32 protein-coding genes are annotated in these 21,003 nt (G+C 64.1%); 24 read left to right on the forward strand and 8 right to left on the reverse strand.

Features of this window, described 5'->3' with window-relative positions:
- The first annotated feature begins 15 nt into the window (after window positions 1-15).
- The 7 genes from OOT43_RS00110 to OOT43_RS00140 all read left to right on the forward strand — a co-directional run bounded on the left by OOT43_RS00110 (window position 16) and on the right by OOT43_RS00140 (window position 3,498).
- Window positions 16-798 (forward strand): dihydrolipoyllysine-residue succinyltransferase component of 2-oxoglutarate dehydrogenase complex, encoded by a 783-nt coding sequence (locus tag OOT43_RS00110; protein ID WP_266022579.1) that lies wholly within the window; start codon window positions 16-18, stop codon window positions 796-798.
- Window positions 722-1,450: a hypothetical protein gene (locus OOT43_RS00115; RefSeq protein WP_266022580.1), complete on the forward strand. Its 729-nt coding sequence runs from the start codon at window positions 722-724 to the stop codon at window positions 1,448-1,450. The genes OOT43_RS00110 and OOT43_RS00115 overlap by 77 nt, the downstream gene beginning before the upstream one ends.
- A 110-nt stretch (window positions 1,451-1,560) precedes the next feature.
- The gene (locus OOT43_RS00120) at window positions 1,561-1,845 is read left to right on the forward strand and encodes a hypothetical protein (RefSeq protein WP_266022581.1); all 285 of its coding nucleotides are present in this window, start codon (window positions 1,561-1,563) and stop codon (window positions 1,843-1,845) included.
- Complete coding sequence (locus OOT43_RS00125; RefSeq protein ID WP_266022582.1) at window positions 1,842-2,132, forward strand: hypothetical protein; 291 nt, start codon at window positions 1,842-1,844, stop codon at window positions 2,130-2,132. The genes OOT43_RS00120 and OOT43_RS00125 overlap by 4 nt, the downstream gene beginning before the upstream one ends.
- A complete protein-coding gene (locus tag OOT43_RS00130) occupies window positions 2,132-2,347 on the forward strand; it encodes a hypothetical protein (RefSeq protein ID WP_266022583.1) in 216 nt (71 codons plus the stop codon). The genes OOT43_RS00125 and OOT43_RS00130 overlap by 1 nt, the downstream gene beginning before the upstream one ends.
- 555 nt (window positions 2,348-2,902) lie before the next feature.
- Window positions 2,903-3,139 carry a hypothetical protein gene (locus OOT43_RS00135; RefSeq protein WP_266022584.1) on the forward strand — a complete coding sequence of 79 codons (237 nt, stop codon included), beginning with the start codon at window positions 2,903-2,905 and terminating at the stop codon, window positions 3,137-3,139.
- Window positions 3,136-3,498, forward strand: coding sequence for a DUF1064 domain-containing protein (locus OOT43_RS00140; protein WP_266022585.1), 363 nt, complete (start codon window positions 3,136-3,138; stop codon window positions 3,496-3,498). The genes OOT43_RS00135 and OOT43_RS00140 overlap by 4 nt, the downstream gene beginning before the upstream one ends.
- A 29-nt stretch (window positions 3,499-3,527) precedes the next feature.
- On the opposite strand, the gene OOT43_RS00145 is transcribed toward OOT43_RS00140, so the two are convergent.
- Complete coding sequence (locus OOT43_RS00145) at window positions 3,528-3,872, reverse strand: type II toxin-antitoxin system HicB family antitoxin (RefSeq protein WP_266022586.1); 345 nt, start codon at window positions 3,870-3,872, stop codon at window positions 3,528-3,530.
- Window positions 3,869-4,027, reverse strand: a complete 159-nt coding sequence (locus OOT43_RS20490; protein ID WP_394358069.1) for a type II toxin-antitoxin system HicA family toxin — start codon at window positions 4,025-4,027, stop codon at window positions 3,869-3,871. The genes OOT43_RS00145 and OOT43_RS20490 overlap by 4 nt, the downstream gene beginning before the upstream one ends.
- Here OOT43_RS20490 and OOT43_RS00150 point away from each other — a divergent pair.
- From OOT43_RS00150 to OOT43_RS00170, 5 genes are read left to right on the forward strand one after another with little or no spacing between them, the layout of a single operon-like run.
- The gene (locus OOT43_RS00150) at window positions 3,953-4,735 is read left to right on the forward strand and encodes a helix-turn-helix domain-containing protein (protein WP_266022588.1); all 783 of its coding nucleotides are present in this window, start codon (window positions 3,953-3,955) and stop codon (window positions 4,733-4,735) included. The genes OOT43_RS20490 and OOT43_RS00150 overlap by 75 nt on opposite strands.
- A gap of 3 nt (window positions 4,736-4,738) precedes the next feature.
- The gene (locus tag OOT43_RS00155) at window positions 4,739-6,295 is read left to right on the forward strand and encodes a site-specific DNA-methyltransferase (protein WP_266022589.1); all 1,557 of its coding nucleotides are present in this window, start codon (window positions 4,739-4,741) and stop codon (window positions 6,293-6,295) included.
- Entirely contained in the window at window positions 6,279-7,487 is a 1,209-nt protein-coding gene (locus OOT43_RS00160; RefSeq protein WP_266022590.1) for a PBSX family phage terminase large subunit, read from the forward strand. Before OOT43_RS00155 ends, OOT43_RS00160 begins: the two co-directional genes overlap by 17 nt.
- The gene (locus OOT43_RS00165) at window positions 7,484-9,112 is read left to right on the forward strand and encodes a structural protein (protein ID WP_266022591.1); all 1,629 of its coding nucleotides are present in this window, start codon (window positions 7,484-7,486) and stop codon (window positions 9,110-9,112) included. Before OOT43_RS00160 ends, OOT43_RS00165 begins: the two co-directional genes overlap by 4 nt.
- A complete protein-coding gene (locus OOT43_RS00170) occupies window positions 9,109-9,297 on the forward strand; it encodes a hypothetical protein (protein ID WP_266022592.1) in 189 nt (62 codons plus the stop codon). Before OOT43_RS00165 ends, OOT43_RS00170 begins: the two co-directional genes overlap by 4 nt.
- Before the next feature lie 36 nt (window positions 9,298-9,333).
- Here the strand turns inward: OOT43_RS00170 and OOT43_RS00175 are convergent, their stop codons facing one another.
- From OOT43_RS00175 to OOT43_RS00195, 5 genes are read right to left on the reverse strand one after another with little or no spacing between them, the layout of a single operon-like run.
- A complete protein-coding gene (locus OOT43_RS00175; protein WP_266022593.1) occupies window positions 9,334-9,711 on the reverse strand; it encodes a hypothetical protein in 378 nt (125 codons plus the stop codon).
- Window positions 9,712-9,715: 4 nt separating this feature from the next.
- Window positions 9,716-10,015, reverse strand: coding sequence for a hypothetical protein (locus OOT43_RS00180; protein ID WP_266022594.1), 300 nt, complete (start codon window positions 10,013-10,015; stop codon window positions 9,716-9,718).
- A 3-nt stretch (window positions 10,016-10,018) separates the two neighbouring features.
- Complete coding sequence (locus OOT43_RS00185) at window positions 10,019-10,450, reverse strand: hypothetical protein (RefSeq protein ID WP_266022595.1); 432 nt, start codon at window positions 10,448-10,450, stop codon at window positions 10,019-10,021.
- A 2-nt stretch (window positions 10,451-10,452) separates the two neighbouring features.
- On the reverse strand, window positions 10,453-11,430 hold the full coding sequence (locus OOT43_RS00190) for a LamG domain-containing protein (RefSeq protein ID WP_266022597.1): 978 nt from the start codon (window positions 11,428-11,430) through the stop codon (window positions 10,453-10,455).
- Entirely contained in the window at window positions 11,427-12,773 is a 1,347-nt protein-coding gene (locus tag OOT43_RS00195) for a hypothetical protein (RefSeq protein ID WP_266022598.1), read from the reverse strand. Before OOT43_RS00195 ends, OOT43_RS00190 begins: the two co-directional genes overlap by 4 nt.
- A gap of 79 nt (window positions 12,774-12,852) precedes the next feature.
- Between OOT43_RS00195 and OOT43_RS00200 the strand changes: the two genes are divergently transcribed.
- The 6 genes from OOT43_RS00200 to OOT43_RS00225 are packed head-to-tail and all read left to right on the forward strand — an operon-like array spanning window position 12,853 to window position 15,974.
- Window positions 12,853-13,545 carry a hypothetical protein gene (locus OOT43_RS00200; RefSeq protein ID WP_266022599.1) on the forward strand — a complete coding sequence of 231 codons (693 nt, stop codon included), beginning with the start codon at window positions 12,853-12,855 and terminating at the stop codon, window positions 13,543-13,545.
- Between the two features lie 14 nt (window positions 13,546-13,559).
- Window positions 13,560-14,534, forward strand: a complete 975-nt coding sequence (locus OOT43_RS00205; protein WP_266022600.1) for a major capsid protein — start codon at window positions 13,560-13,562, stop codon at window positions 14,532-14,534.
- Between the two features lie 5 nt (window positions 14,535-14,539).
- The gene (locus OOT43_RS00210) at window positions 14,540-14,710 is read left to right on the forward strand and encodes a hypothetical protein (RefSeq protein ID WP_266022601.1); all 171 of its coding nucleotides are present in this window, start codon (window positions 14,540-14,542) and stop codon (window positions 14,708-14,710) included.
- Entirely contained in the window at window positions 14,700-15,029 is a 330-nt protein-coding gene (locus OOT43_RS00215) for a phage holin family protein (protein WP_266022602.1), read from the forward strand. Before OOT43_RS00210 ends, OOT43_RS00215 begins: the two co-directional genes overlap by 11 nt.
- A gap of 52 nt (window positions 15,030-15,081) precedes the next feature.
- Window positions 15,082-15,594 carry a hypothetical protein gene (locus OOT43_RS00220; protein ID WP_266022603.1) on the forward strand — a complete coding sequence of 171 codons (513 nt, stop codon included), beginning with the start codon at window positions 15,082-15,084 and terminating at the stop codon, window positions 15,592-15,594.
- Window positions 15,595-15,599: 5 nt separating this feature from the next.
- Window positions 15,600-15,974, forward strand: coding sequence for a hypothetical protein (locus tag OOT43_RS00225; RefSeq protein ID WP_266022604.1), 375 nt, complete (start codon window positions 15,600-15,602; stop codon window positions 15,972-15,974).
- 69 nt (window positions 15,975-16,043) lie between these two features.
- On the opposite strand, the gene OOT43_RS00230 is transcribed toward OOT43_RS00225, so the two are convergent.
- Window positions 16,044-16,190 (reverse strand): hypothetical protein, encoded by a 147-nt coding sequence (locus OOT43_RS00230; RefSeq protein ID WP_266022605.1) that lies wholly within the window; start codon window positions 16,188-16,190, stop codon window positions 16,044-16,046.
- Between OOT43_RS00230 and OOT43_RS00235 the strand changes: the two genes are divergently transcribed.
- From OOT43_RS00235 to OOT43_RS00260, 6 genes are all read left to right on the forward strand, one after another.
- Entirely contained in the window at window positions 16,189-19,305 is a 3,117-nt protein-coding gene (locus tag OOT43_RS00235; protein WP_266022606.1) for a tape measure protein, read from the forward strand. The two genes, OOT43_RS00230 and OOT43_RS00235, sit on opposite strands and share 2 nt — an antisense overlap.
- Before the next feature lie 49 nt (window positions 19,306-19,354).
- Window positions 19,355-19,630, forward strand: a complete 276-nt coding sequence (locus OOT43_RS00240; RefSeq protein ID WP_266022607.1) for a hypothetical protein — start codon at window positions 19,355-19,357, stop codon at window positions 19,628-19,630.
- A gap of 2 nt (window positions 19,631-19,632) precedes the next feature.
- Window positions 19,633-19,899, forward strand: coding sequence for a hypothetical protein (locus tag OOT43_RS00245; protein WP_266022608.1), 267 nt, complete (start codon window positions 19,633-19,635; stop codon window positions 19,897-19,899).
- On the forward strand, window positions 19,896-20,306 hold the full coding sequence (locus tag OOT43_RS00250; RefSeq protein ID WP_266022609.1) for a cell wall hydrolase: 411 nt from the start codon (window positions 19,896-19,898) through the stop codon (window positions 20,304-20,306). Before OOT43_RS00245 ends, OOT43_RS00250 begins: the two co-directional genes overlap by 4 nt.
- Window positions 20,307-20,382: 76 nt before the next feature.
- Window positions 20,383-20,544, forward strand: a complete 162-nt coding sequence (locus OOT43_RS00255) for a hypothetical protein (RefSeq protein WP_266022610.1) — start codon at window positions 20,383-20,385, stop codon at window positions 20,542-20,544.
- The gene (locus OOT43_RS00260; protein WP_266022611.1) at window positions 20,541-21,002 is read left to right on the forward strand and encodes a hypothetical protein; all 462 of its coding nucleotides are present in this window, start codon (window positions 20,541-20,543) and stop codon (window positions 21,000-21,002) included. The genes OOT43_RS00255 and OOT43_RS00260 overlap by 4 nt, the downstream gene beginning before the upstream one ends.
- Window position 21,003 lies beyond the last annotated feature (1 nt).

Below are 21,003 nucleotides of genomic sequence, written 5' to 3' on the forward strand. Positions count from 1 at the left end.
CCGGACAACTGGGTCGTGAAGGCCGAACAGCTCATCAAAGAGCGCAAGGCAGGGCGCGATAAGGTTTATTCGATGCTCAAAGAATTGCGGCAGGCCGGCTATGCCGTTCTCCGCAAAAAAGCCGACGGCCGAACCGACTGGCTCATCTTCGACGGCCCTCAAAACGAAAGTGATCAGCCTGATCCTGAAAATCCGGATCAGGGCTTCGAGCCACATCCGGAAAAGCCAGATCCGGAAAACCCAGATCGGGAATTTCCGGACGACAAAGAAATAAATACTGAAACAGCAACAAAGACTGAAAGAGACAACAAAGACTCACTGAAAGAAACCCCTACCCCTAAACCGAGATCGCTACCCCAACGCGAAAAGCGGACCGATCCGTCCGAGCGAAAGCTGACGACGCGGGAGAAGGGTACGAATCAGCGAGCCAAGAGCACAAACCCTCGCGCCGGTGGATCGCCACCGAAGCCTGACCCCTACGACCCGAGAACCGAACCCATCCCGGACTGCATCCCCCCGCAGGCCTGGGCGGACTACTGCCAGCACCGGCAGGACCTCAAGGCGCCCCTGACCCCCATGGCCTCCAAGCGGGCCATCAAGCTCCTGACCGAAGCCCACGAAGCCGGGCAGAGCCCCGAAGCCATCATCGACAAGTCGATCCTCAGCGGCTGGCAAGGGCTGTTCCCGGACAAGAACCCACCCCAACGACGGAGAAACCCCGATGGAAGTCATCACCAGGACAACTGGCGAGACCGCGTCTGCGCGGGAATCGACTGGCCCGACCTGCCCGCTTTCTGAGCAGCGCCGGGACGTCATCCGGACGATCCTCAAGGTCATGATCGCCGACTACGGCGACTCGTTCCTGAGCCAGTTCCGGGCCGAGAGTGGCCTGACCAAGGACCGCTGGCAATGGCGCCTGCACCACCTCACGCAAGGGGTGAGCGACCAGGCACTGGTCGAGGGATTCGACAGCGCCTGCCGCGCCAGCCCCAAGCGTCCGCCCTCGCCGAGAGCGATCCAGGAAGCGGTGATCCTGCGGCAGATGGAGCTGGACACGCGGGAGGCTGTACGGGCGGAGGCCGAGCAGCTGGCGCAGCTGCCAAAGCCGAAGGCCGGGGAGATCGACGAAGCCGGGCGCCAGCGGATTTTCGACACCTGGCGGCAGGCCTGCGACGAAGCCGCCAAGCGGACCGAGCCGGAACGGCGGGTGCGGCTGACAGCCCTGCTGGAGCAACACGAAGCGCTGCTGACCCGGGACGGGGTGATGACCCGGCTACGGCCCCTGGCGTCGAGCCAATGCGAGATTCCGGGCTGCTACATGGCCGGCACCTTCAGCCCCTCAGGCGCAGGCAAGGGGCCCTGGTACTGCAGGTTTCACTTCAGGCAGCGGAGAGACTTCACGGAGGGAGGGAGAGCGGCCCGCCCCGGCTGGCAACCGGGGCAGGCCTAGGGATACCCACTGGCAGAGGGCACCCACTGGCAAAGAACACGAATTGTCGTCCGCTGGCAACGGACGACACCGAAAGGCTATCACGGCAACCCACGAACGCAAAGGACACGATGAACGCACAGATACCTCGACCCCGCTCGGCACGAGCGACAACCACCGCGGCCGATCCGGACCAGCAGCTGGCCAGCAAGGCCATCACGGCAGGACTGACGCCCCGCTTCTGCGAGCAGCAGCCCAAGGCGAAAGTGAAGCTGGAAGCGGAGCTGGCCGGCCTATCGCCCGAGAGCCTGCGCACGCTGCTCAACCGTTGGGGGATTGAAGGCGCCCGCAAGGTCCGCAGGGCTGAAGAGGCAGAGGAGATCGCTGCACCCGTGCTGAGCGGAGCCGAAGCATGAACCGGCAGACCGACTTCGACCCCCGGCCCGACCTGGACGACGAAGAGCCGGCGATCAACGTCACCAAGTTCAAGGAAATGCTGCCGTACCTGGAAGAGCAGTTCCAGAAAAAGCAGACCGCGGCCGAGGACTACAAAGTCGCCATCGAAGGCACCGCCCAGACCACCGGCGCCAGCAAGAGCGCGCTGAAGAAGCTGGTCGAGGCCCGGATCAAGGACACCGTGAAATCGACCGCGAAGGAAGCCCAGATCCTCCTCGACCTGACCGAGGCCGTAGGGGAAAGCTGATGCCAGCCGAGCACGTGCAGCCGATGACGGTGGAAAAGGCCCTGGAGATGACGGACTTCTGGACCGGCGGGCTGATCTTCGCCCCGGGCATGGAAGGCTGGCGCATCGTCTGCGCCACTCTGGCGGCGGAGGTCCGGCGGCTTCGCGCAGCCGAAGCCGAGCCGGACTCCCGGTACGCCCGCACGACGGATTGTGCAGACGGTGGGGACGAGTGATGACGGTTGCCGTGCTTTTCGCGCGCGCGGACAGCAACTACAAGGCGATGCCTGACGTGGACGTGTGGGACGCTGAGAGAGATGCCCGGCGATGGCCCGGCGGCTGCCCCGTTGTGGCGCACCCGCCGTGCAGGGTTTGGGGACAAATGAGGCACTTCGCGCGACCGCGCGCCGGAGAGCGAGAGCTTGCGCTGTGGGCCGTTGGCCAGGTGAGGCGCTGGGGCGGTGTGCTGGAGCATCCGAAGGGATCGTTGCTGTGGCCTGAGGCTGGGCTTCCAGCGCCAGGCAAGAGAGACGAACACGGAGGGTGGACTCTTCCGATCTATCAGCACTGGTGGGGCCACAAGGCCGAGAAAGCAACGCTGCTTTACATCGTGGGATGCGCGCCGACCGACATGCCACTGATGCCGATGTGCTTGGGAGACTCAACGCATGTGATTGCGCAGAGCAGGCGCCGCCAGAAGCTGCGGCTGCGGCCGGAAGTGACAAAGGCGGAACGCGAGCATACGCCGCCAGCGCTCGCGGCTTGGCTGGTCGATCTGGCGGCGAAGTGCAATGGCACAACTCGAACATGAGCCGGCCTGTATGCAGGAAAACCCATGGCGTTACAACCATGAGAGGGAGGATCAATGGGAGCAGGAAAAGCGGGCAGGGCTGATCCGCTACGGGGCCACTCACGCGGAGGCATTCGCACCCATCCTGGCGCGCTGGGAGGCCGAGCAGAGGCCGATAGCGAAGGGACTGCGGGAGGCATTGCGGCAGGTCTGGAAACGGGCCCAGGGGGCGGCGTGAGCGCGAAATCGAAGCCCCGCAACATGCTCGCCATGGGACGGCTCAAATCCGGGCAGCGCAACAAGACCGAAGCGGCCTACGAGCTCCACCTGAAAGCGGGCCTCGCCGCCGGCGAAATCCTATGGTTCGAGTTTGAAGGGTTGAAGTTCCGATTGGCGGATAACACGTTCTACACCCCGGACTTTGCCGTGATGCAGGCCAGCGGGGAGATCGAGTTGCATGAGGTCAAAGGCTTCTGGCAGGACGACGCCCGGGTGAAGATCAAGGTTGCGGCCAGCAAGTTCCCGTTCCGGTTCATCGCCGTCCGCCCGCGCGCCAAGAAGCACGGCGGCGGATGGGAACAGGAGGTGTTCGAATGATTCCGACCCCACGAAACAGTCAGCCCGGATCAAGCGGCCCGAGTATGAACCGCCTCGTCCAACACCTCAGCCACCCATTGATTCAGGCTCTTGCCGTGGGCCATGGCTGCACTGACGATATCCGAGTGAAGCTTAGGGGGGATGCGCACGTTGAACTTGCCGGAGAACGTCTTGAACGGTTCCACCCCGTCCTCTTGGCAGGCCTCCAAGAATACCTTCAGCGAAATTTCGCCCTCGCGCTTGAGCCCCGCCACATCGGCGGCGTAAAAATCCGCGCCGCCGTTCAGTCCCACAAACTCGCCGCGGAACAACTCGATGTCGGGGTCGTAGGTGATAACGGCTTTGACGCCGTTGATCGTCATTTGGTTGATCATGGTCTTATCCCGTGGTCATTGAGCCAATCGCGCAAGCTGGCAACAGCACCCTTGTCGGTCGCGGGGGAAGGATGCGGACGGTGGAACACGCGTCGTTCTCCGAACAGCCTGACCAATACCCGAGAGCCTTCCCGTTCGCTGATTTCCGCGCCCAGTTCGGCCAACAAAGCTTCGATATCCCGCCAAGGAATATTGCCGCTGACCGGGTGGGCGAAAAGGGATTCCAGGGTTTTCTGGTGCTTGCGCTTCATGGTCTTTATGGTACTGAAAAATGGTACCAATGCAAGGCGCTTGATAACCCCCGAACGCCGTGGCTATTCCTCAACGGAGTCCAGCTCATGCCCCGCCTGACCGCTGACCAGTGGGAGAGCGTCCGTGCCGAACGCGAAGCCGGTGCGTCATTCCCCGAGCTGGCCGCTAAGTACGGCGTTTCGCACCAGGCGATTCAGAAGCGGGCCAAGGCCGAAAACTGGGGCGACGGCAGTGACGTGGGAGAGTCCATCCGGCGCAAAGTTGCAGAGAAGGTTGCAGGCGTGGTTGCAAGTTGCAGCCCCCAAAAGAAGGCCGCAGCGATCGACGCGGAAGCCGAGCGCGCCGTGGAAGTCCTGCGCCGGCATCGGGAGGAGACCAACGCCGTGCGCGAGCGCCTGTACGCCGGACTGAAGGCGCACAAAGCGGCCGAGGCAAAGGCGGATAAGCAATTGGCCTTCGAAGACCTCAAGGCCGCGAAGATCGCCTCCGAGACGATCATCAACATCCACAAGGCCGAGCGCGTCGCCTGGGGCTTGGATGAACGGCAGGCGGCGGCCGCGGCCCCTCAGATGCCGTCGGAAATCCATATCCATTTCGACGATACCGAGTAGCCGATGAAGTACCACGACCAGATCACCCGAAAGCCCCTCGACGACCTGCTTCCGTACGCCCGAAATGCGAGGACGCACTCGGATGGACAAATCGCTCAGATCGCAGCCAGCATGCGGGAGTGGGGATGGACCAATCCAGTCCTGGTCATGCCGAACGGGACTATCGTGGCCGGCCATGGCCGAGTTATGGCTGCCCGCCTGCTTGGCATTAGCGATGTGCCCTGCATCGTTGCGGAAGGCTGGACAGAATCGCAGATGCGGGCCTATGTCATCGCCGACAACAAGCTGGCGCTCAATGCCGGCTGGGACGTGCCCCTGCTGCGGCTCGAGCTCCAGGACCTCGACACCGGCGAGTTCGATCTGGAGTTGACCGGCTTTTCCGCCGGCGAGCTGGAAGACCTGCTGACCTGGGCGCCGGATGGGACGGCGGCGGGTTTGACCGACCCTGACGACATCCCCGACCTGTTGCCGGAGGCCGTCAGTCAGGCCGGAGATATCTGGATCCTCGGCAACCATCGGCTGATGTGCGGCGATTCGACTATCGCCGGGGATGTGGCAGCGTTGATGAACGGAAATCGCGCCGCACTGCTCCACGCCGATCCGCCCTATGGCATGGGCAAGCAAGCCGACGGTGTTGCGAACGACAACCTGTACGGCGACAAGCTCGACACCTTCCAAATGCGTTGGTGGGCCACATTCCGTCCGTCTCTGGAAGACAACGCCAGCTGCTACATCTGGGGTAACGCCCCCGATTTATGGCGGCTGTGGTGGCGCGGCGGGCTCGGTGACTCTGAAACGCTGCACATGTGCAACCACATCACCTGGGACAAGAAGTCGATCGCCGGCATGGCGTCCGACCTGATGCTGCAGTACCCGATCGCCACCGAGCATTGCTTGTTCTTCAAGCTCGGCGTCCAGTTCGTGGGAAACATCAACGCGGATCAGTATTGGGAGGGGTGGGACGTGATCCGCGTTTACCTGAAAGAGCAGGCCGACGCGGCCGGCCTGACGCCCACCCTGTGCAAGGAGATTACCGGCGTAGGAATGTACGCGCACTGGTTCAGCAAGAGCCAATGGGCGTTCATGCCTCAACGGTATTACGAACTCCTGCAGCGCGCGCTCGATGGCTATTTCGCCAAGCCTTACGCCGATCTGCGAAAGCAGTATGAGGAAATCAAGGGCGGGTACCGTCACCACATCAACGGCATGCAGAGCGGCATGCGCTCGTACTTCGACAATGCCCACGAGGTGATGCGCGACGTGTGGGAGTTCTCGCGGGTCACCGGTGAGGAACGCTACGGCCACGCCACGCCAAAGCCGGTGGACATGATTGCCCGCGCCTTGAAATCCAGTCTACCGACGGGAGGTCTTTGTGCGGAACCATTCTCCGGCTCGGGTACCACTCTGATTGCAGCGGAGAAAACCGGCCGTCGCTGCTACGCCATGGAGCTCTCTGCCCAATACGTAGACGTCGCCGTTCGTCGATGGCAGCAGTTCACCGGCAAGCGGGCCGTTCTTGAATCAACGGGTGAGCCGTTCCCGGATGAGTCGATCGGCTAGTTTCCGCTTTCCCAAGGCGTTCCAGCCGCTTTTCCGTCCTTCTCGTTACAAGGTTTTCTACGGTGGCCGAGGATCGGGAAAATCCTGGTCGGTGGCACGAGCGCTGGTATTACTGGCCTGTAAGCAGCGGCTGCGCATTCTCTGTGCCCGCGAGTTCCAGAACTCCATCGCCGATTCGGTCCATCGCCTGCTCTGCGACCAGATCGCAGCTCTGGGCCTGTCGCCGTCGTTCGCCATCACCCAGAACAGCATCCGCAGCGCCACCGGCGCGGAATTCCTGTTCAAGGGGCTGCACCACAACGTCATCGAGATCAAATCCCTCGAGGGCGTCGACCTGTGCTGGGTGGAGGAAGCACAGCGGGTCAGCGCCGAGAGCTGGGACATCCTCATCCCGACGATCCGGAAGGACGGGTCCGAAGTCTGGATCACCTTCAACCCGGACGCCGAAACCGATCCGACCTATCAGCGCTTCGTGGTCAACCCGCCGCCGGGTGCCGTGGTGCGGCAGGTCAACTACGACCGGAACCCCTATTTCCCGGCCACGCTCCGGGCCGAGATGGAGTACTGCCGCGAGATCGACTACGACGCCTGGCTGCACATCTGGAAGGGCGAGCCGAAATCGCTCTCGGCCGCGGCGGTGTTCAAGGGGAAGTACCGTGTCGCCGGGTTCGAGACGCCGGCGGACATCAAACGCTTCTACTACGGAGCCGACTGGGGATTTGCCCAGGACCCGAGCGCCCTGGTCCGGTCGTTCATCCAGGGCGACCGGCTGTTCGTCGACCATGAAGCCTACGGCGTAGGCGTCGAGCTGGAAGAACTCCCGGCCTTGTTCAGTTCGGTACCGGGCGCGGACCGCTGGCCGATCAAAGCGGATTCGTCACGACCCGAAACCATCTCGTTCATGCAGCGGCGCGGCTGGAAGGTCACCGGCGCCCGCAAATGGCAGGGCAGCGTGGAAGACGGCATCGCCTACCTGCGCGGCTTCCGCGAGATCGTGGTGCACGAGCGCTGCAAGCATACGGCCGGGGAAATGAAGCTCTACAGCTACAAGACCGACAAAGTGACGGGAGAGGTGCTGCCGATCCTGATCGACAAGCATAACCACTGCTGCGACGCCCTACGGTATTCGCTCGATGGCTACATCAAACCGGGTCACCAGGGCCCGCTGACCCACCAGGTGGCGGTGCTATGACCGACGAAGAGCACCAGGCCCAGCTCGATGCGGTACAGGCGGAAATCTCAGCCCTGGCCGCGGCTGCGTTCGAGGAACTGATGCAGCGCCTGCGAGAAGGCGAGGCGCCCAGGGAAGCCCTGGCGGCCGTCACGGCGACGTTCCATGGCGAGTATGCCGAAGCCTTGGCGCGGGAGTTCAGCGTGGTGCTGAAGCGCACCGTCAGCGTGGAAGAAATACGCGCGCTGCCGCTCGGCGCTCTGAAGCTGTCGGACAAGCTGTACCGGCAGGCCAGCGAAACCTCGGCGGTGGCCCGGACGATCATCCGGAACCACCTCCAGGGCTTCCAGGACGCTCGCACGCTGGCGCTGAAGCTCTATGAGGGTTACCAGTTCCACGACGATCCGTTGAAGGTGACGGCAGCCCTGCCGAAGTACCTGCGAGAGGCGATGCGGGATCCGGCGATAGATACCGGCCTGCGGCAGCTCTTTGCCCGGATCAGGGCCACGAACCTGAAGACACCGGGGCTCCGGGCCGCTTATCTGCAAGCGCTGGATGCCATCGAGAAAGGCGCGGGGGAGGCGAGATTGCGGAAGCTGCTCAAGATCGCATGGTACGAGCGCAACCGCTACTTCGCCAACCGCATCGCGCAGACAGAGCTGCACGCGGCTTATGAGGACCAGAAGGCGCTGGAGTTCATGGCCGACGATTCGCTGCATTGGGTTCAGGTGCGCATGTCCAAGACCCACCCCCGCACCGACATCTGCGACCTCCACTCGAAGCTGGACAAGTACGGCATGGGACCGGGCGTATACCCGAAGGCAGAGGCGCCGAAGCCGACGTTCCACCCATTCTGCCGGTGCATCCTGGTACCAAGATGGGACCTGGAAGGTGAGGGCAGGGCGCGGAAACACGCCGAGCGGGCCTTCTTCGAGGCGCTGCCGGCGGGTGAGGCGCGCAAGGTGGCCGGCTCGCACGACAGACTTCAGCGCATCCTGGCCGGCGAGGATTGGGAGAAGGTGATCAACGGCAATGCCGATCCGCTTTACCGGTTTCGGCGGGTGGGAGAGGTGATCCGCTACAATGGCGCCATGAAGGAGTTCAAGCAGCCGCCAGGAGAGTTCAGCATTTACGACCCTGAAGCGCCCCGCGGCAAACCCGATGTATCGACGCCGCTCAAGCGGGCCGTGGTCAAGCTGGAGGATTCGATCAGACAGCAGGCATCCGAAACGGGAGCATTTTTCGGCAGCGAAGGCAACGTCATATTGCAACGAAGCGGGAAGGCTGACAAAGTAGCTTTCACGCATGGCGAGCTTAGGGCTATGGGTGGCAGCACCTTTACCCACAATCATCCAGGGGGCGCTTCATTTAGCCTGAATGATGTGCAAATGGCTGCGGAGTACTCGCTTCAAGAATTGCGTGCGGTTACAAGCCTTTTCCGGCATTCAATGAGCGGACAGTGGCCAGCGGCCGATGTGTTGGATCGAGCCTTCGCCGAGGAGTTGGTCAAGGCAAAGAATGCAGTACACGACCTGGTAATAACCAATCAGCTGCATACTTCGCTGAAAGGGTTAGAGATACAGCATTTGGCCTGGGTAGGGGTAGCAAACCGTTTCGGCCTTATTTATCGGAGGGAGAAATCGTGAAACCGTTTGAACATCGAAGCGATAACGATGAAGTCATCATTGACGGCCCCGGAGCATTCGACGATATGGAGAGGGCCGCCGCCGAACTGGAAGCCGAATTTGCCGCCATGACCCCGACGCAACGCGAGCAGGCGGCCCGTGAAGCTCAAGCGCGACTGGACGAAATGCGCCGGCACGCCGCCTGACTCACTGCCTCCGTTTGAAACGGGAGCAGTCCAGACCTACGGCGCGCACGTCGTCACCTCAAACCGGCTGGCGAACAGCTTGTAGTGCTCCAGCCGATCCTCGTCGGTGACCGTCTCCAGCCACTTGCAGCGGTAGCCCCGGCCTACCCGGAGCGCTTCCCGAATCCGCCCCTCCCACACGAACAGTGCCTCGTATAACGCCTCCAGGCCCTGGTCCGCTTCGGCGAGCGGGGTGCCGTAGTACACCAGCACGTTCATCGAGCGCCAGGGCGTGCCCGGGTCGAGCGACGACGGCACCAGCCGGATGATGGGGTAATCGTCCGGGGACAGGCCGGTTTCGATGCCGATCTTGCAGGTCTTGACATCCGGCAGCGTGGCCAGCGTGTCGCGGATGGCGACCAGGGTGGACCACATGGCTTCAGGCCCGCTCGATCGGTACGGACATGAACGTCACCCGGCTCCCATCCGGGCGTTTGGCGTTGCGATAGATGAACTCGAACTCCTTGCGGTACTGGCCCAGCTTGACCTCGAACGCATCGTCCCGCTGCCCGCCGTGTTCCAGGCAGGCCAGGATATAGACGCGCAGCACCGTGAGCTTGTCTCGCGATTCGGGTAGGAACGGGCCCATGGCGTCGATGTCGGCGCGGGCACGGACTTCCAGTTCGGGGGTGATGCGGCCTTTTAGGGCGGCGTCGGTATAGGTGAGTTCCAAAGGCATGAATCAGACCTCGCGTTGCAGTTGGCGGATGATGCGCTCGAAATGGCGCGGGGCGTCCTCGGCGGCCCGCTTCATGTACGGATCGCCCTTGTAGCCAGGATGACGGACGAAGCGGGCGAAGACGAAGCTCTTGCCGTGGGCCCAGCGCAGCATCTTCCGGTTCTTCGGCTGGATCACATGCGGCTTGGTGCCCCATTGCACGAACTCGGCATGAGGCGCGCGCCGCTCGTCATGGTCAATCAGGTAGCCGCCGGGGGCCTTCCTAAGGCGCACCGACTGGAACAGGGCTCCGGTTTTGGTATGAGCGTCGGCCCCGTCCTGGACCTCCTCAAATACGGCATGCGCGAGGCGGGCCGCGGCTTTGGGACCGGCCGCGCCCAGCCGCTTGAAGCCCTCGCGGATGCCTTCGATGCCATCGATGCGGAGAACGAGCATGCTCAGACCAGCTCAGTGACCACCGCTCCCAGGGCTTCGGCGTTGCAATGCATGAGCAGCACGACGTTCCCGGCATAGGGGTCGGTCGCCAGATCGAACTCTGCGGCGTCCGGAACGTAGTCTGCCGTATAACGCGCGATACCTTTGGTGATGCGGATTTCGTCCAGGTACCCGGCCATGGGATTCAGGCCATTCTCTCCCGCTCCCAGGTTTAGGTAGTTGCCGGTATGGTTCAGCATCCTCACCATTCCGGTACCGGCGTTGACGCCATCTACGAAACAGGCATAGGTGTCGCCGCTGCGGGTGAAGGCAAAGCGGTGCCACGCCCCGTAGTCGATCGTATTGGGCAGAGTGATGATCGTCTTTTCAACACCGCCGGCGGCCGGCATCGTCGACAGCGCCATCCGCCAGTCAGCGTCCCGATGCACGATGAACGCATCGCCGTCGCCGCCGAGCGCGGCGAAAACCGTTCTGGGGTATCCATCGATGCGGGCGGCGAATTCGATGGTGAAATCCTCTATGCCGAAGCGGTACTCAGGGCCGCCGGACGGTTGCAGCCAACTGAGAGTGCCCTGGAAAAAGAGCGAACCGTTGCCGAGCAGGGCCTCGTTTTCCACGAGAGTGACCCCGTAGCTGCCACCGCTGTTGTCGATCTTCATTACATCGCGGCCGGTCTCGTCGATGAACCGGGGTGGTTCCGGCTCATGGCTCCAGGCTGCGTCGATGCGGCCGGCATAGCGCGATGACTCGTAGCGTTCACCCGGCGCCAGCACTACCGACCAATGGCCGCGGCCGGCGCCGGCACCGAAGTTCAGATACAGCGTCTTCTGCTGGCTCGTATTGGTGATCAGGAAACCCCGCCGGTCCGGATTGGCCGGGAGTAGCGTCACCGGCGAAGCCGAAGCGGGCACGTGGCGGGTTTCCGCTTCCCTTGCGGCGGCCAGGATGCGGATGCGGGAAGGATCGTTCAGCCGGTTCATGCGGATACTCCTGTCTGTAGAGTGGCTTCATCGATGGCCACGATCATCGCGTCCATCGTCTCGGGTTCGGCCGTGGCGAATTGCAGGCCGGCCACGGTCTTCATGCCCTCCCGGATCACGGCGTCCGGGAAGCCGCTGGTCTGCATCTGCTGCAATACCGTCAGTTCCTGCCCGACGTCCGCCAGCTCGAAGGACTTCGGCCAGACCGACTCGGTACGGTTCTGGATACCCAGCCAGCGGCAGGCCAAGTCCCACATTCGGCGCTCCAGGTCCTCCATGCGCCGAGCGAAGCTCGTGAGCGCGGAATTCAGCTCCTGGAAGCGGATAGTGAGCGCCACGCCGGACTCGGCTTGCGTGGGCTGCTCGACGGTCATGGCGATCCGGCGGATGGTCTCCTCCAGCCCGGCGATCACCTCGTTATAGATCGTGGCCGGACCGTCAGGCGGAGCGATGAATGCCGGGGTGTCGCCGTTGTGGATGAGCATGTTGCTGGTGCCGACCGTTTCGGTCACGGAGGCCAGGTCGGCCGGCGGCGCCTCCGGGGGAATCTGGTAGGTCAGCAGGGAGAAGGTCTGGCCCCGCAGAATCTCGTCTCGCTCGGACGCCGCATTGAAGTAGCGCCGCGACAGAACGGCGATCTGCTCGAAATCCCCGTAATGGGGGAACACGCCGGATTCGGTGAAAGCCAGCACCGGGCAGACACCCAAGCCATGATCCCCGTTTTCGAGGACCTCGCCATTTTCCCCGGGGCGTTGCACCCGCCATTCCACGGTGTCCCACACCCGCCACACGTCGATCGTCTGCCCTTGGTATTCCGCCGTGCTGGCGATGGCGACGCTTTCGAACAAGCCCTGGACGTTGAGCGTGTAGTCGACCACCAACTCGGGCTTGATCGGCACCAGGTAGGGATAAGCCCGCTGCTCGATCTGTGAGGCACGATCCAGGGGCACGGCCTTGGGCATGTCCACGAGCAACAGCATCGACCCGCGCGCTTTGGCCTCGACCGCGAAGGCGCTCCAGAACACGTCCAGGCTGTTGCCCTGCCAATCGCAATCCGCCGCCATTCTGTCCAGCAGTGGATGGTCGACCGTGCGCCGGGGCGGCTTCTTGGCCAGATAGCCGGCAAATCGGATGCAGGCCGGTTTCAGGAAATTCCGGTACCACGCCACCTCATTACGCCGGGCGAACTTCTCCGCCGATTCCCGCGGATAGCGCACGAGGTAGGAGGGGCCGGACAGCTTCGGGTTCAACCCGTCCTTGTCCGTCCAGACCTTCGGTCGGAAGCCGCCGGCACCTTCGAGCGCATGGGCGATGAACAGGTAGCGCGTAGTGTCCGGAACCATGTTGACATACTACATGTTGTGTGTAGCATTATCGTCAAACACTACATGTAGTATGTCAACCGGGGCGAGACTACCATATATGGACATCGACAAGCTGAAAGACAAGCTCGGCAGCGACTTCGACCCGCTAAAGAACTACGTCGACGACCTCATCGGGCAGCGCGACGCCGCCCGCAAGGAGTCCATCGACGGCCGGAAGGCGCTCAAGGCCGAAGTCGAACAGTTGCGGGCGCTCAAGGCCAACCTGTTCGAAAGGCTGGGGTTGGACCCGGACGCCGATCCGGCGGACCTGCCGGACGTGAAGGGCCAGGCCGAAGCCGCCAAGCAATTCGAGGCCCGCGTGAAGCGGCTCGAACGGGAGCTGGCGGACAAAACCCAGGCGCTGGGCGATGCGACGGCGCGGCACCGGCAGTTGCAACAGCAGGCCGGGATCGCCAAGGCGCTCAGTGTCCATGAGTTCGTGGATCGCGAACTGGTCGAGAGCTACGTCTCCAGCCGCATCGACTGGGAGGACGAGACCCCTTTCTACCGGACCGACGACGGCAAGCGCGTGCCGCTGGACGAAGGCGTGAAGCTGATCGCCCAGACCAAGCCGCATTTATTGAAAGCCCAGGGGGCGGGAGGCTCCGGGTTCCACAACGGCGGCAGCGGACGGGCGGTCAACCCTTGGGCGAAAGACACGTTCAACCTGACCGAACAAGGCCGACTGCTCCGCGACAACCCGCAACAGGCCCAGCAGTTGATGGCCGCAGCGGGCGTGAAACCGACCTGACGGAGCATTGAGCCATGGCAGAAACCCGTATCGCGGACGTCATCGTCCCGGAAATCTTTCAACCCTACGTCATCCAGCGCACGACCGAACTGTCCGCCCTGTGGGCTGCCGGTATCGTGGCGGCCGATCCCCGCGTCATTCCCGGTCCCCGCGCCGGCGGCGAGACCGTCAAGATGCCGTACTGGAACGATCTGGACGGTGACGCAGAAGAGTTGTCCGACCAGAAGGCGCTGACCGTCAACAACATCGGCACCGGCCAGGATGTATCGGTCGTGCAGGCCCTGGGCAAGGCGTTTGGCGCCAACGACCTGGCCTACACCCTGGCCGGCGATGATCCCATGCGCGCCATCGGCGATCTGTTCGCGCAATGGTGGGTGCGGCAGATGCAGAAGCGGCTGCTGGGCGTGCTGCATGGCGCATTCGCCGCCACCAACATGAGCGGCAGCATCCTGGACATTTCGGCCGCCGCAGGTGCCGCGGCGGTGATCGACAAGGCCAGCTTCGCCGACGCCGCCTTCCTGCTGGGCGATGCTTCCGCCGGGCTCACCGCCGTGGCGATGCACTCGGCCACCTACACCAAGCTGTACAAGGACGACCTGCTCGATACCGAGAAGGGATCGGACGGCACCACCTTCGCCAGCTACCAGGGCAAGCGGGTCATCATTGATGACGGCATGCCGGTGGCCGCGGGTGGCCTCTACACCACCTATCTGTTTGGCCCCGGCGCCATCGCCTACGCCGAAGGTCAACCCAAGACCCCGGTGGAGAACGACCGCCACAGCCTGGCCGGCTATGACGTGCTGATCAACCGCCGCCACTTCGTGCTGCACCCGCGCGGCATCAAGTGGACCGGTACCGAGGTGCTCTCGACCGGCGATGCGCTCGGCGGCCATCCGACCCTGGCGGAGACCGCAGACGGCGCCAACTGGACCCGGGTCTACGAACCCAAGGCCATCCGCATGGTCGCCTTCAAGCACAAGCTGGCGTAACCGCTATGGGCATCCTTTCTTTCGTCGAGATGGAGCACGAGGCCGATGCGGATACGCCCGCGCAGGCGCATGACGATGACGTGCAAGAGCAAAACGAAACGAGCGAAGCCGAAGCCTCGGCGCGGGTAGGCCGCAAGCCGGCACGGCCCGGCACCGGCGGGACCGATGGCGCTTAACGCCATGGGGATCGAGCCGGATAGCTGCCGGCCGTCCGGTCCGATCATCCACACGGTCATTGCGATGCAGGTGGTCTTCGTCGCCGTGTGGTCCGGGCTGGTGGCCTATTTCAACCGGGTCCGCGAGCGCCGGGATGCGCTCAACTGGCTGTTCGGCCTGATCGACATCGCCAGCTCCGCGCTGGTGGGCTTCTCGGTCTGGCTGATCGCCGAGCGGCAGGAGCTGGGGTACTGCGAAGCGATGTTGTTGGCCATCGTGGCCGGCCACTTCGGCGCGCGCTGGTTCGGTTTGCTGATGAACCGCTGGCGCGGGCCGTAGGAAGCGCCACACCCGCCCTAACTACTAACTCAGAACTCATTTAGGAGTTGTTATGACTACGACCGCCATGCTTTTGACCGGCATCATCAAGGGCGCCGTCGGCGCCGGTACGCCGGTTGACTTGGGCAATGCCGCCCTTGACCTCAGCATCGAGGAGGACACCAAGGAACTGTCCGACTACCAGAACCCAGGCGGTGGCAGCATCGCATCGGTCAGCCGCATCAAGTCGGTCACGCTGAAGCTCAAGCTGTGGTCGATCAACGCCGAGAACCTGGCGCTGGCCACCCGCGGTACCGTCAGCGGCACCGGCACCCAGACCGTCGAGGCCCTGACCAAGACCGCCGAGGACTGGCACATCACCTTCGACGGCGTCAACGAGGTCAACGGCGATGCCGTGACTTACGACTTCTACAAAGTGAAGTTCTCGCCGGCCAGCAGCCTTCCCGGCCCCGGCACGGAGGACTTCGCGGTGCTGGAGCTGACCGGCAAGGTGCTGAAGGACACCAGCAAGACCGGTGCGGGCGTCAGCCAGTACTTCAAGGCCACCATCACGCCGGCGGCGTAATCCCCATGGCAGAGCTCGACACCACGAACCCGAGCGGACTCCGCGCCGAACGCACCATCGAGGCTGGCGGCCGCAAGGTCGTGGTGCGCGAGCTGACCGTGGGCGAAGTCCGCGCCTGGCTGAAGGACGCCAACGCCGAACTGGACCGGAACGACTTGGTGGCGCTGGCCCTGTTCTCGGACATCACCCTGGACGACCTGACCCGGTTCGCCGACCTGAGCCGGGCCGAACTCGACGCCATGCTCCCATCCGAGCTGGACAAGGTACGGGAGGCGGCCAAGAGCCTGAACCCGCATTTTTTCGGACTCCGCGAACGCCTGGCCAACGCGGCCCAGGTGGCCGCTACGGCGCAGCCAGCAACCTCGACAACCTCGAACTGACCGCGCTGGCGTTGATCGAGCGCGGCCATTCCGGAGTCTGGAACTACCCCTGGCGGATGTTCATGCAGGTCAGGGTGATGAAGCGGCCGCGGTAGGCTCCCACACGGGGAACCGGACGGCCGACGGCGTGGACGGGCCGGACAGGAGCGTGAAGAAGATGAGGAAGGCGAACAGCAGCGCGCTCGGCACCAAGGCCCAATAGAGCAGTTCTCGCATGGCGACTCTCAAGACGGTTATCGAAATTGCGGCGAACACGGCGGCGGCCGAGAAAGGTCTCGGCAACGTCTCGGCGCAGGTCGACCGGCTGGTGGGGTCGATTAAGCGCGTCGGTCATTATACCGTCGGGATTTTTGGCACCTCCGAAGTCCTGCAAGCCGCCCGCGACCTGGGCAAGCTCTCCGATCAGTACCGTAACCTCGAAGGCCGGGTCAAGCTCGCAGCCGGCTCCCAGAACCAGTTTACCGAAGCCCAGAGGGCGCTGTTCGCCATCGCCCAGAACAACGCGCAAGCCCTGACCGGCGTCTCCCAGTTGTATTCCCGCATCGCCAAGGGTGCCGGGGACATGGGTGTGTCTCAACAGCAAGTGCTGAGCGTCATCGACTCGGTGGCGAAATCCTTCCGCATTTCCGGCGCCTCGGCGGAGGAAGCCTCGGGCGCCACCCTGCAGTTCTCGCAAGCGCTCGCCTCCGGCGTCCTGCGCGGCGACGAATTCAACTCGATCATGGAGCAGTCGCCCCGGCTGGCCCAGGCCATCGCCGACGGGCTCGACGTGCCTATCGGCAAGCTGCGGACTATGGCTGAAGCCGGCGAACTGACCACCCAGAAGGTCGTGGACGCGCTGCAAAAGGTCAAGGCCAGCATCGACCGGGACGCGGCCGGGCTGCCCGATACCATCGAGCAGGCGGTGGTCCGCTGGGACAACGCGATGATGAAGTACGTTGGCACCTCGCCGGCCATCACGCACGCCGCGGACGCCATCGCCGACGCCATCAACGGCGCTGCGGAAAATATCGACGCCATCGCCACCGGTGTGGAGGTCTCCGGTACGCTCATCGCATCCGTCCTGATCGGTAAGGCGAGCGGGGCGGCCGCGGCGTTCTCGGGGAGAATCCTTCAGACAGCAACTGATACCGCCGCTGCCACTATCGCGGCTCGGGAGCACGCGCTGGCCGAGGAAGCCGAGGCGCGCGCCATGCTGGCATCGGCGGAAGCTGCGGCGGTACAGGCGCGAACGCTTGCCGCTGTTGCCGGGGCAAAGCAGGCGGCCATGCTGGGAGTTCAGAGCGCCTTGCCCAGAGCTGGCTTGGAGGCGGCTACTGCGGAACTCACCGTGGCCGAACAGGCACTGGCAAGCGCGCAATCCAGGGTCGTTGCCGCGGAGGCCGCGGTCGCCGCATCGAGCACAGGAATCCTCACGCGGATCAGCACGGGCATCAGCGGCATCGTGCGCTTCCTTGGCGGTCCACTCGGTGTGGTTGCCATGCTGGCGACGGCATCCGCCTCATGGAAGCTCTTCGGTGACAGCGGCGAATCCAGCCTGGAGCGGATCATCAAGAAACGGCGTGAGCTGGCCAAGGAAACAGGCAAGGATACCCGTGGCAAGTCCGAAACCGATCTGAGCCTGCTCCAGGACGAAGCCGCGGTGAAGAAGCAGGAAGCCGTGGTCGCCCGATTGGCGGCTCGCTACAAGGAGGTGGGCCAGGCGGCGGACCAGGCGTTCATGGGCGGCAAGATCGGCCGGGAGCTGGCCGGCGAAACCACGCTGCTCCAGGAGATGCGGGCCGAGCTGGCCAAGCGCAAGCAGGCCGCGGCCGAGAGCGGCGACACGGTCAAGGCCAAGGAAAGAGAGGTCCAGCAGAGCTTCAAGGACACCCAGAACGCGCTGAAAGATGCGACGGCAGGCCTCGAGGATGCCTACCAGCGCCGGACGGCGGCCATCGACGCCCTCGAGAAGCTGGCCGAGACGCGCATCCAGGCGCAATCGATCGAAGCCGATGCCGCACCGCCCATCGTGTACGCCCGGAACGGCGTGCAAGCCACCCAAGCCCGTTCGGAGCTGGAGCAGGCCCGTCAGCTCCATGCCTTGACCCTGCAAGCCGAGGGCGCCCGCCTGAAGGCCGTGCGGGACTATGCCGTCCAGCGCCTCGGGCTGGTCGATCAGGTCTACACCAAGGAAATTGCCAAGTTCAAGGACGGTGAAGCCCGCAAGACGGCGCTCGAGCGCGAATCCCTCCAAGCCCGGCGGGCCATCTACTCGGCGCTGGAATCGGCCTACACCGCCACCATCGACAAGCTGATCGGGCAGGAACAACGGCTGCTGGAATCGGCGCGCGCCGCGGCCCAGGAACGCCGCAGCATCGAGCAAAGCACCGCACGGGCGGTGGCCGGCATCGAGCAGGCGGCCCTGACGCCGTTGCAGGCCGCACGGGCCCAGTACGCGCAGCTCCAGCAGCTGCTCGCTCAGCAGCGGCAGGAGCTCGCGAACGGCAATCTGGAACTATCGCGGCAGGCCGGGGAGCAGGCCGCCGGCCTGGCCGAATCCCTCGGGCAGCAGGCTGCCGCCTCCTTGCGTGAACAGCGCCTGAACGCGCTCAAGGGTGAACAGACGCCGGCCGATCCCGGCCAGCCGCAGTTCAGCACCGAGGACCTGCAGCGGCTGATCGAGGCGCGCCGTCAGGCCGGTCAGGCCCTGGCGGAAGCCGCCGCCCGGCAGGAACAGGCCGATACCCAGGCGGCCGCCGCGGTCAGCCAGAAGATCCAGGAAACCCTTCAAAACCTGCAGAGCGTCCAGGCCGAAATCAGCGACATCGACCAGCAGCTGACGAAAGGGTTCGCCTTGCGGGTCGACGTCGACCCGGCTTCGCTCCAGACCCTGCAAAGCCAACTGGCGGAGCTGCTGAAACCCGAAACCAAGACCATCACGGTGGTGATGAACAGCCAAGGGGAGGCCACCGGCGGCGACACCGCTTTGCCCGGCTTCCGCCGCGGCGGCTGGGTTCGGGGCTACGGCGGCGGCGACCGGATTCCGGCCCTGCTGGAGGAAGGCGAGTTCGTGCTGCGCAAAGAGGCGGTGCGCAAGTTCGGCCTCGACAAGCTGTACGCCCTCAACAACCTGAACATCCCGCGCTTTTCGATCGGCGGCTACGTGGCGCAGGCGGTGCCTGCGTTCGACGCCTCGCTAGCGCGCTCGTCCGATGGCGGCACCCCGGTGCACATCCATCTGCCGGGCGTACCGGGCTCGTTCGCACTCAATGGCTCCCAGGAAGTCGTGCAGGCGCTCAAGCGAGAGGTGGCGCGGGCGGCGCTCAAGCACGGGCGGATCGTGCGATGAGGCTTCGCTCCGCCCGAGCCCATTTCAACCGACAGGAGGACTTGAAGCAATGAATCCGATCTTACGCTGGGCCCTCTGGTTCGTGGTCCAGGCCGCGTCCGGCATCACCAAGGAGCAATGGGGCCTGATCCAAAACAAGGTGGCGGAACTGGAAACACGGGCCATCAGGGGGATCGTCGACAAGACCGAGCTGAACGAGATCAAGAAAAAGGAAGCGGCGGCCTATATCGGCACCTTCGTCAGCGGGGTCCGCACGAACGTCGTCCATTTCGTAATCGAGGCCGCGCTCTGGTTCGTGCGCTCGTTCGCCAAGACAGGAGGCTGAGGATGTTCGACAAGGTGAAGTACCTGTACGAATGCATGCAGGCCGGCAAAGCGCTGCAGGATGCCGGCGTGTGGTCCGGCCGTGCAGACCTCATCGCCAAGCTGACGGCCTTGCTGATGGCGGCAAGCGGGCTGGCCGAGGCCTTCGGCTACGACTTGCGGCTATCCGGCACCGACGTCGCCGCCGTGGCGCAAGGACTGGGCGTCCTCGCCGTCACCCTGGTGAACGTGCTGCATGTCGCCAGCAACAAGGAGGCAGGCAAGCGATGAACCACATTCCCGCACGCACCGCCTGGGCCGAAGCACGCGGCGAAGGCGAGGACGGCATGCAGGGCGTCATGAACGTGATCTTCCGGCGGGCGCAGCGGCCTGGCTGGTGGGGCCGGACGCCGGACGAGGTGTGTCTGAAGTCCAGCCGCGGCGTCTACCAGTTCTCCTGCCACGACCCGGACGATCCGAACTGCGCCAAGTTGAAGGCGGTGGACGCGCAAGACCATGAGTTCTCGATCGCCCTGCGGCTGGAACTCCAAGCGCAGAAGGGCACGCTGCCCGACATCACCGGCGGGGCAACGCACTACTTCGACGACAGCATTCTTGCGAATCCGCCGCGCTGGGCTTCGAGGATGGAGAAGACGAAAGTCATCGGCCGGCTGCATTTTTTCAAGGAGGGCGACTGATGATCGTCAGACTGCATTCCTCCGATTACGCTGCGCTAATCGGAGCTACCGGAGCTACTGGACCGCTGGCGGGGTTATGGGCGTCCTGATGCTGGCGGGCTGCTGCACGCTGGCGCCGCGGGTGACGCTTGCGCCGACGGCTTGCGCGTGGCCGGTTCGCATCTCGGACATCGTCTCCCAGATCGACGAAGTCGAGCTGGCGTTGCGCTGCGAAGAACCGGAGCCCGATGAACGGTGAGCGCACTCCGCGACTCGGCCTTCATCCTCGGCGGCATCGCCGTGCCGCTCTATGCCCGGCTGGAATGGTCCCAGACCTACCGCTGGCTGGAGGGGGCGACCACCCACCGGATGTGGTCCGGCCGTTCGGTGAAGCAACGCACCTGGCGCAAACTCGCCACCGAGATCAGCGGAGGCGGCTGGGTGCCGTCGGGATTGTCGGCGCTCGACTACTCGCAGCCCCTGGTGCTGGCCTGCGCCGCGCCGCTGGCCATCGTCGGCGGCGGAACGCCTCCGGTACCGGTGCGGACGGAAGCCGATTTCGCCACCGTGACGCTGAACGTCGACGGTGTGGACATCACCTACTGCTACCCGAAGATCACCGTCTACTGCGATCCGCCGCAGGAGCAACTGGACGGTGTGACCGGGAACTACGGCTGGCGCCTGAGCGCCGAAATGGTCGATCCGATCGGAGGCTGAC

Origin of the sequence: Methylococcus mesophilus, assembly GCF_026247885.1 — a bacterium.
Taxonomy (GTDB): domain Bacteria; phylum Pseudomonadota; class Gammaproteobacteria; order Methylococcales; family Methylococcaceae; genus Methylococcus; species Methylococcus mesophilus.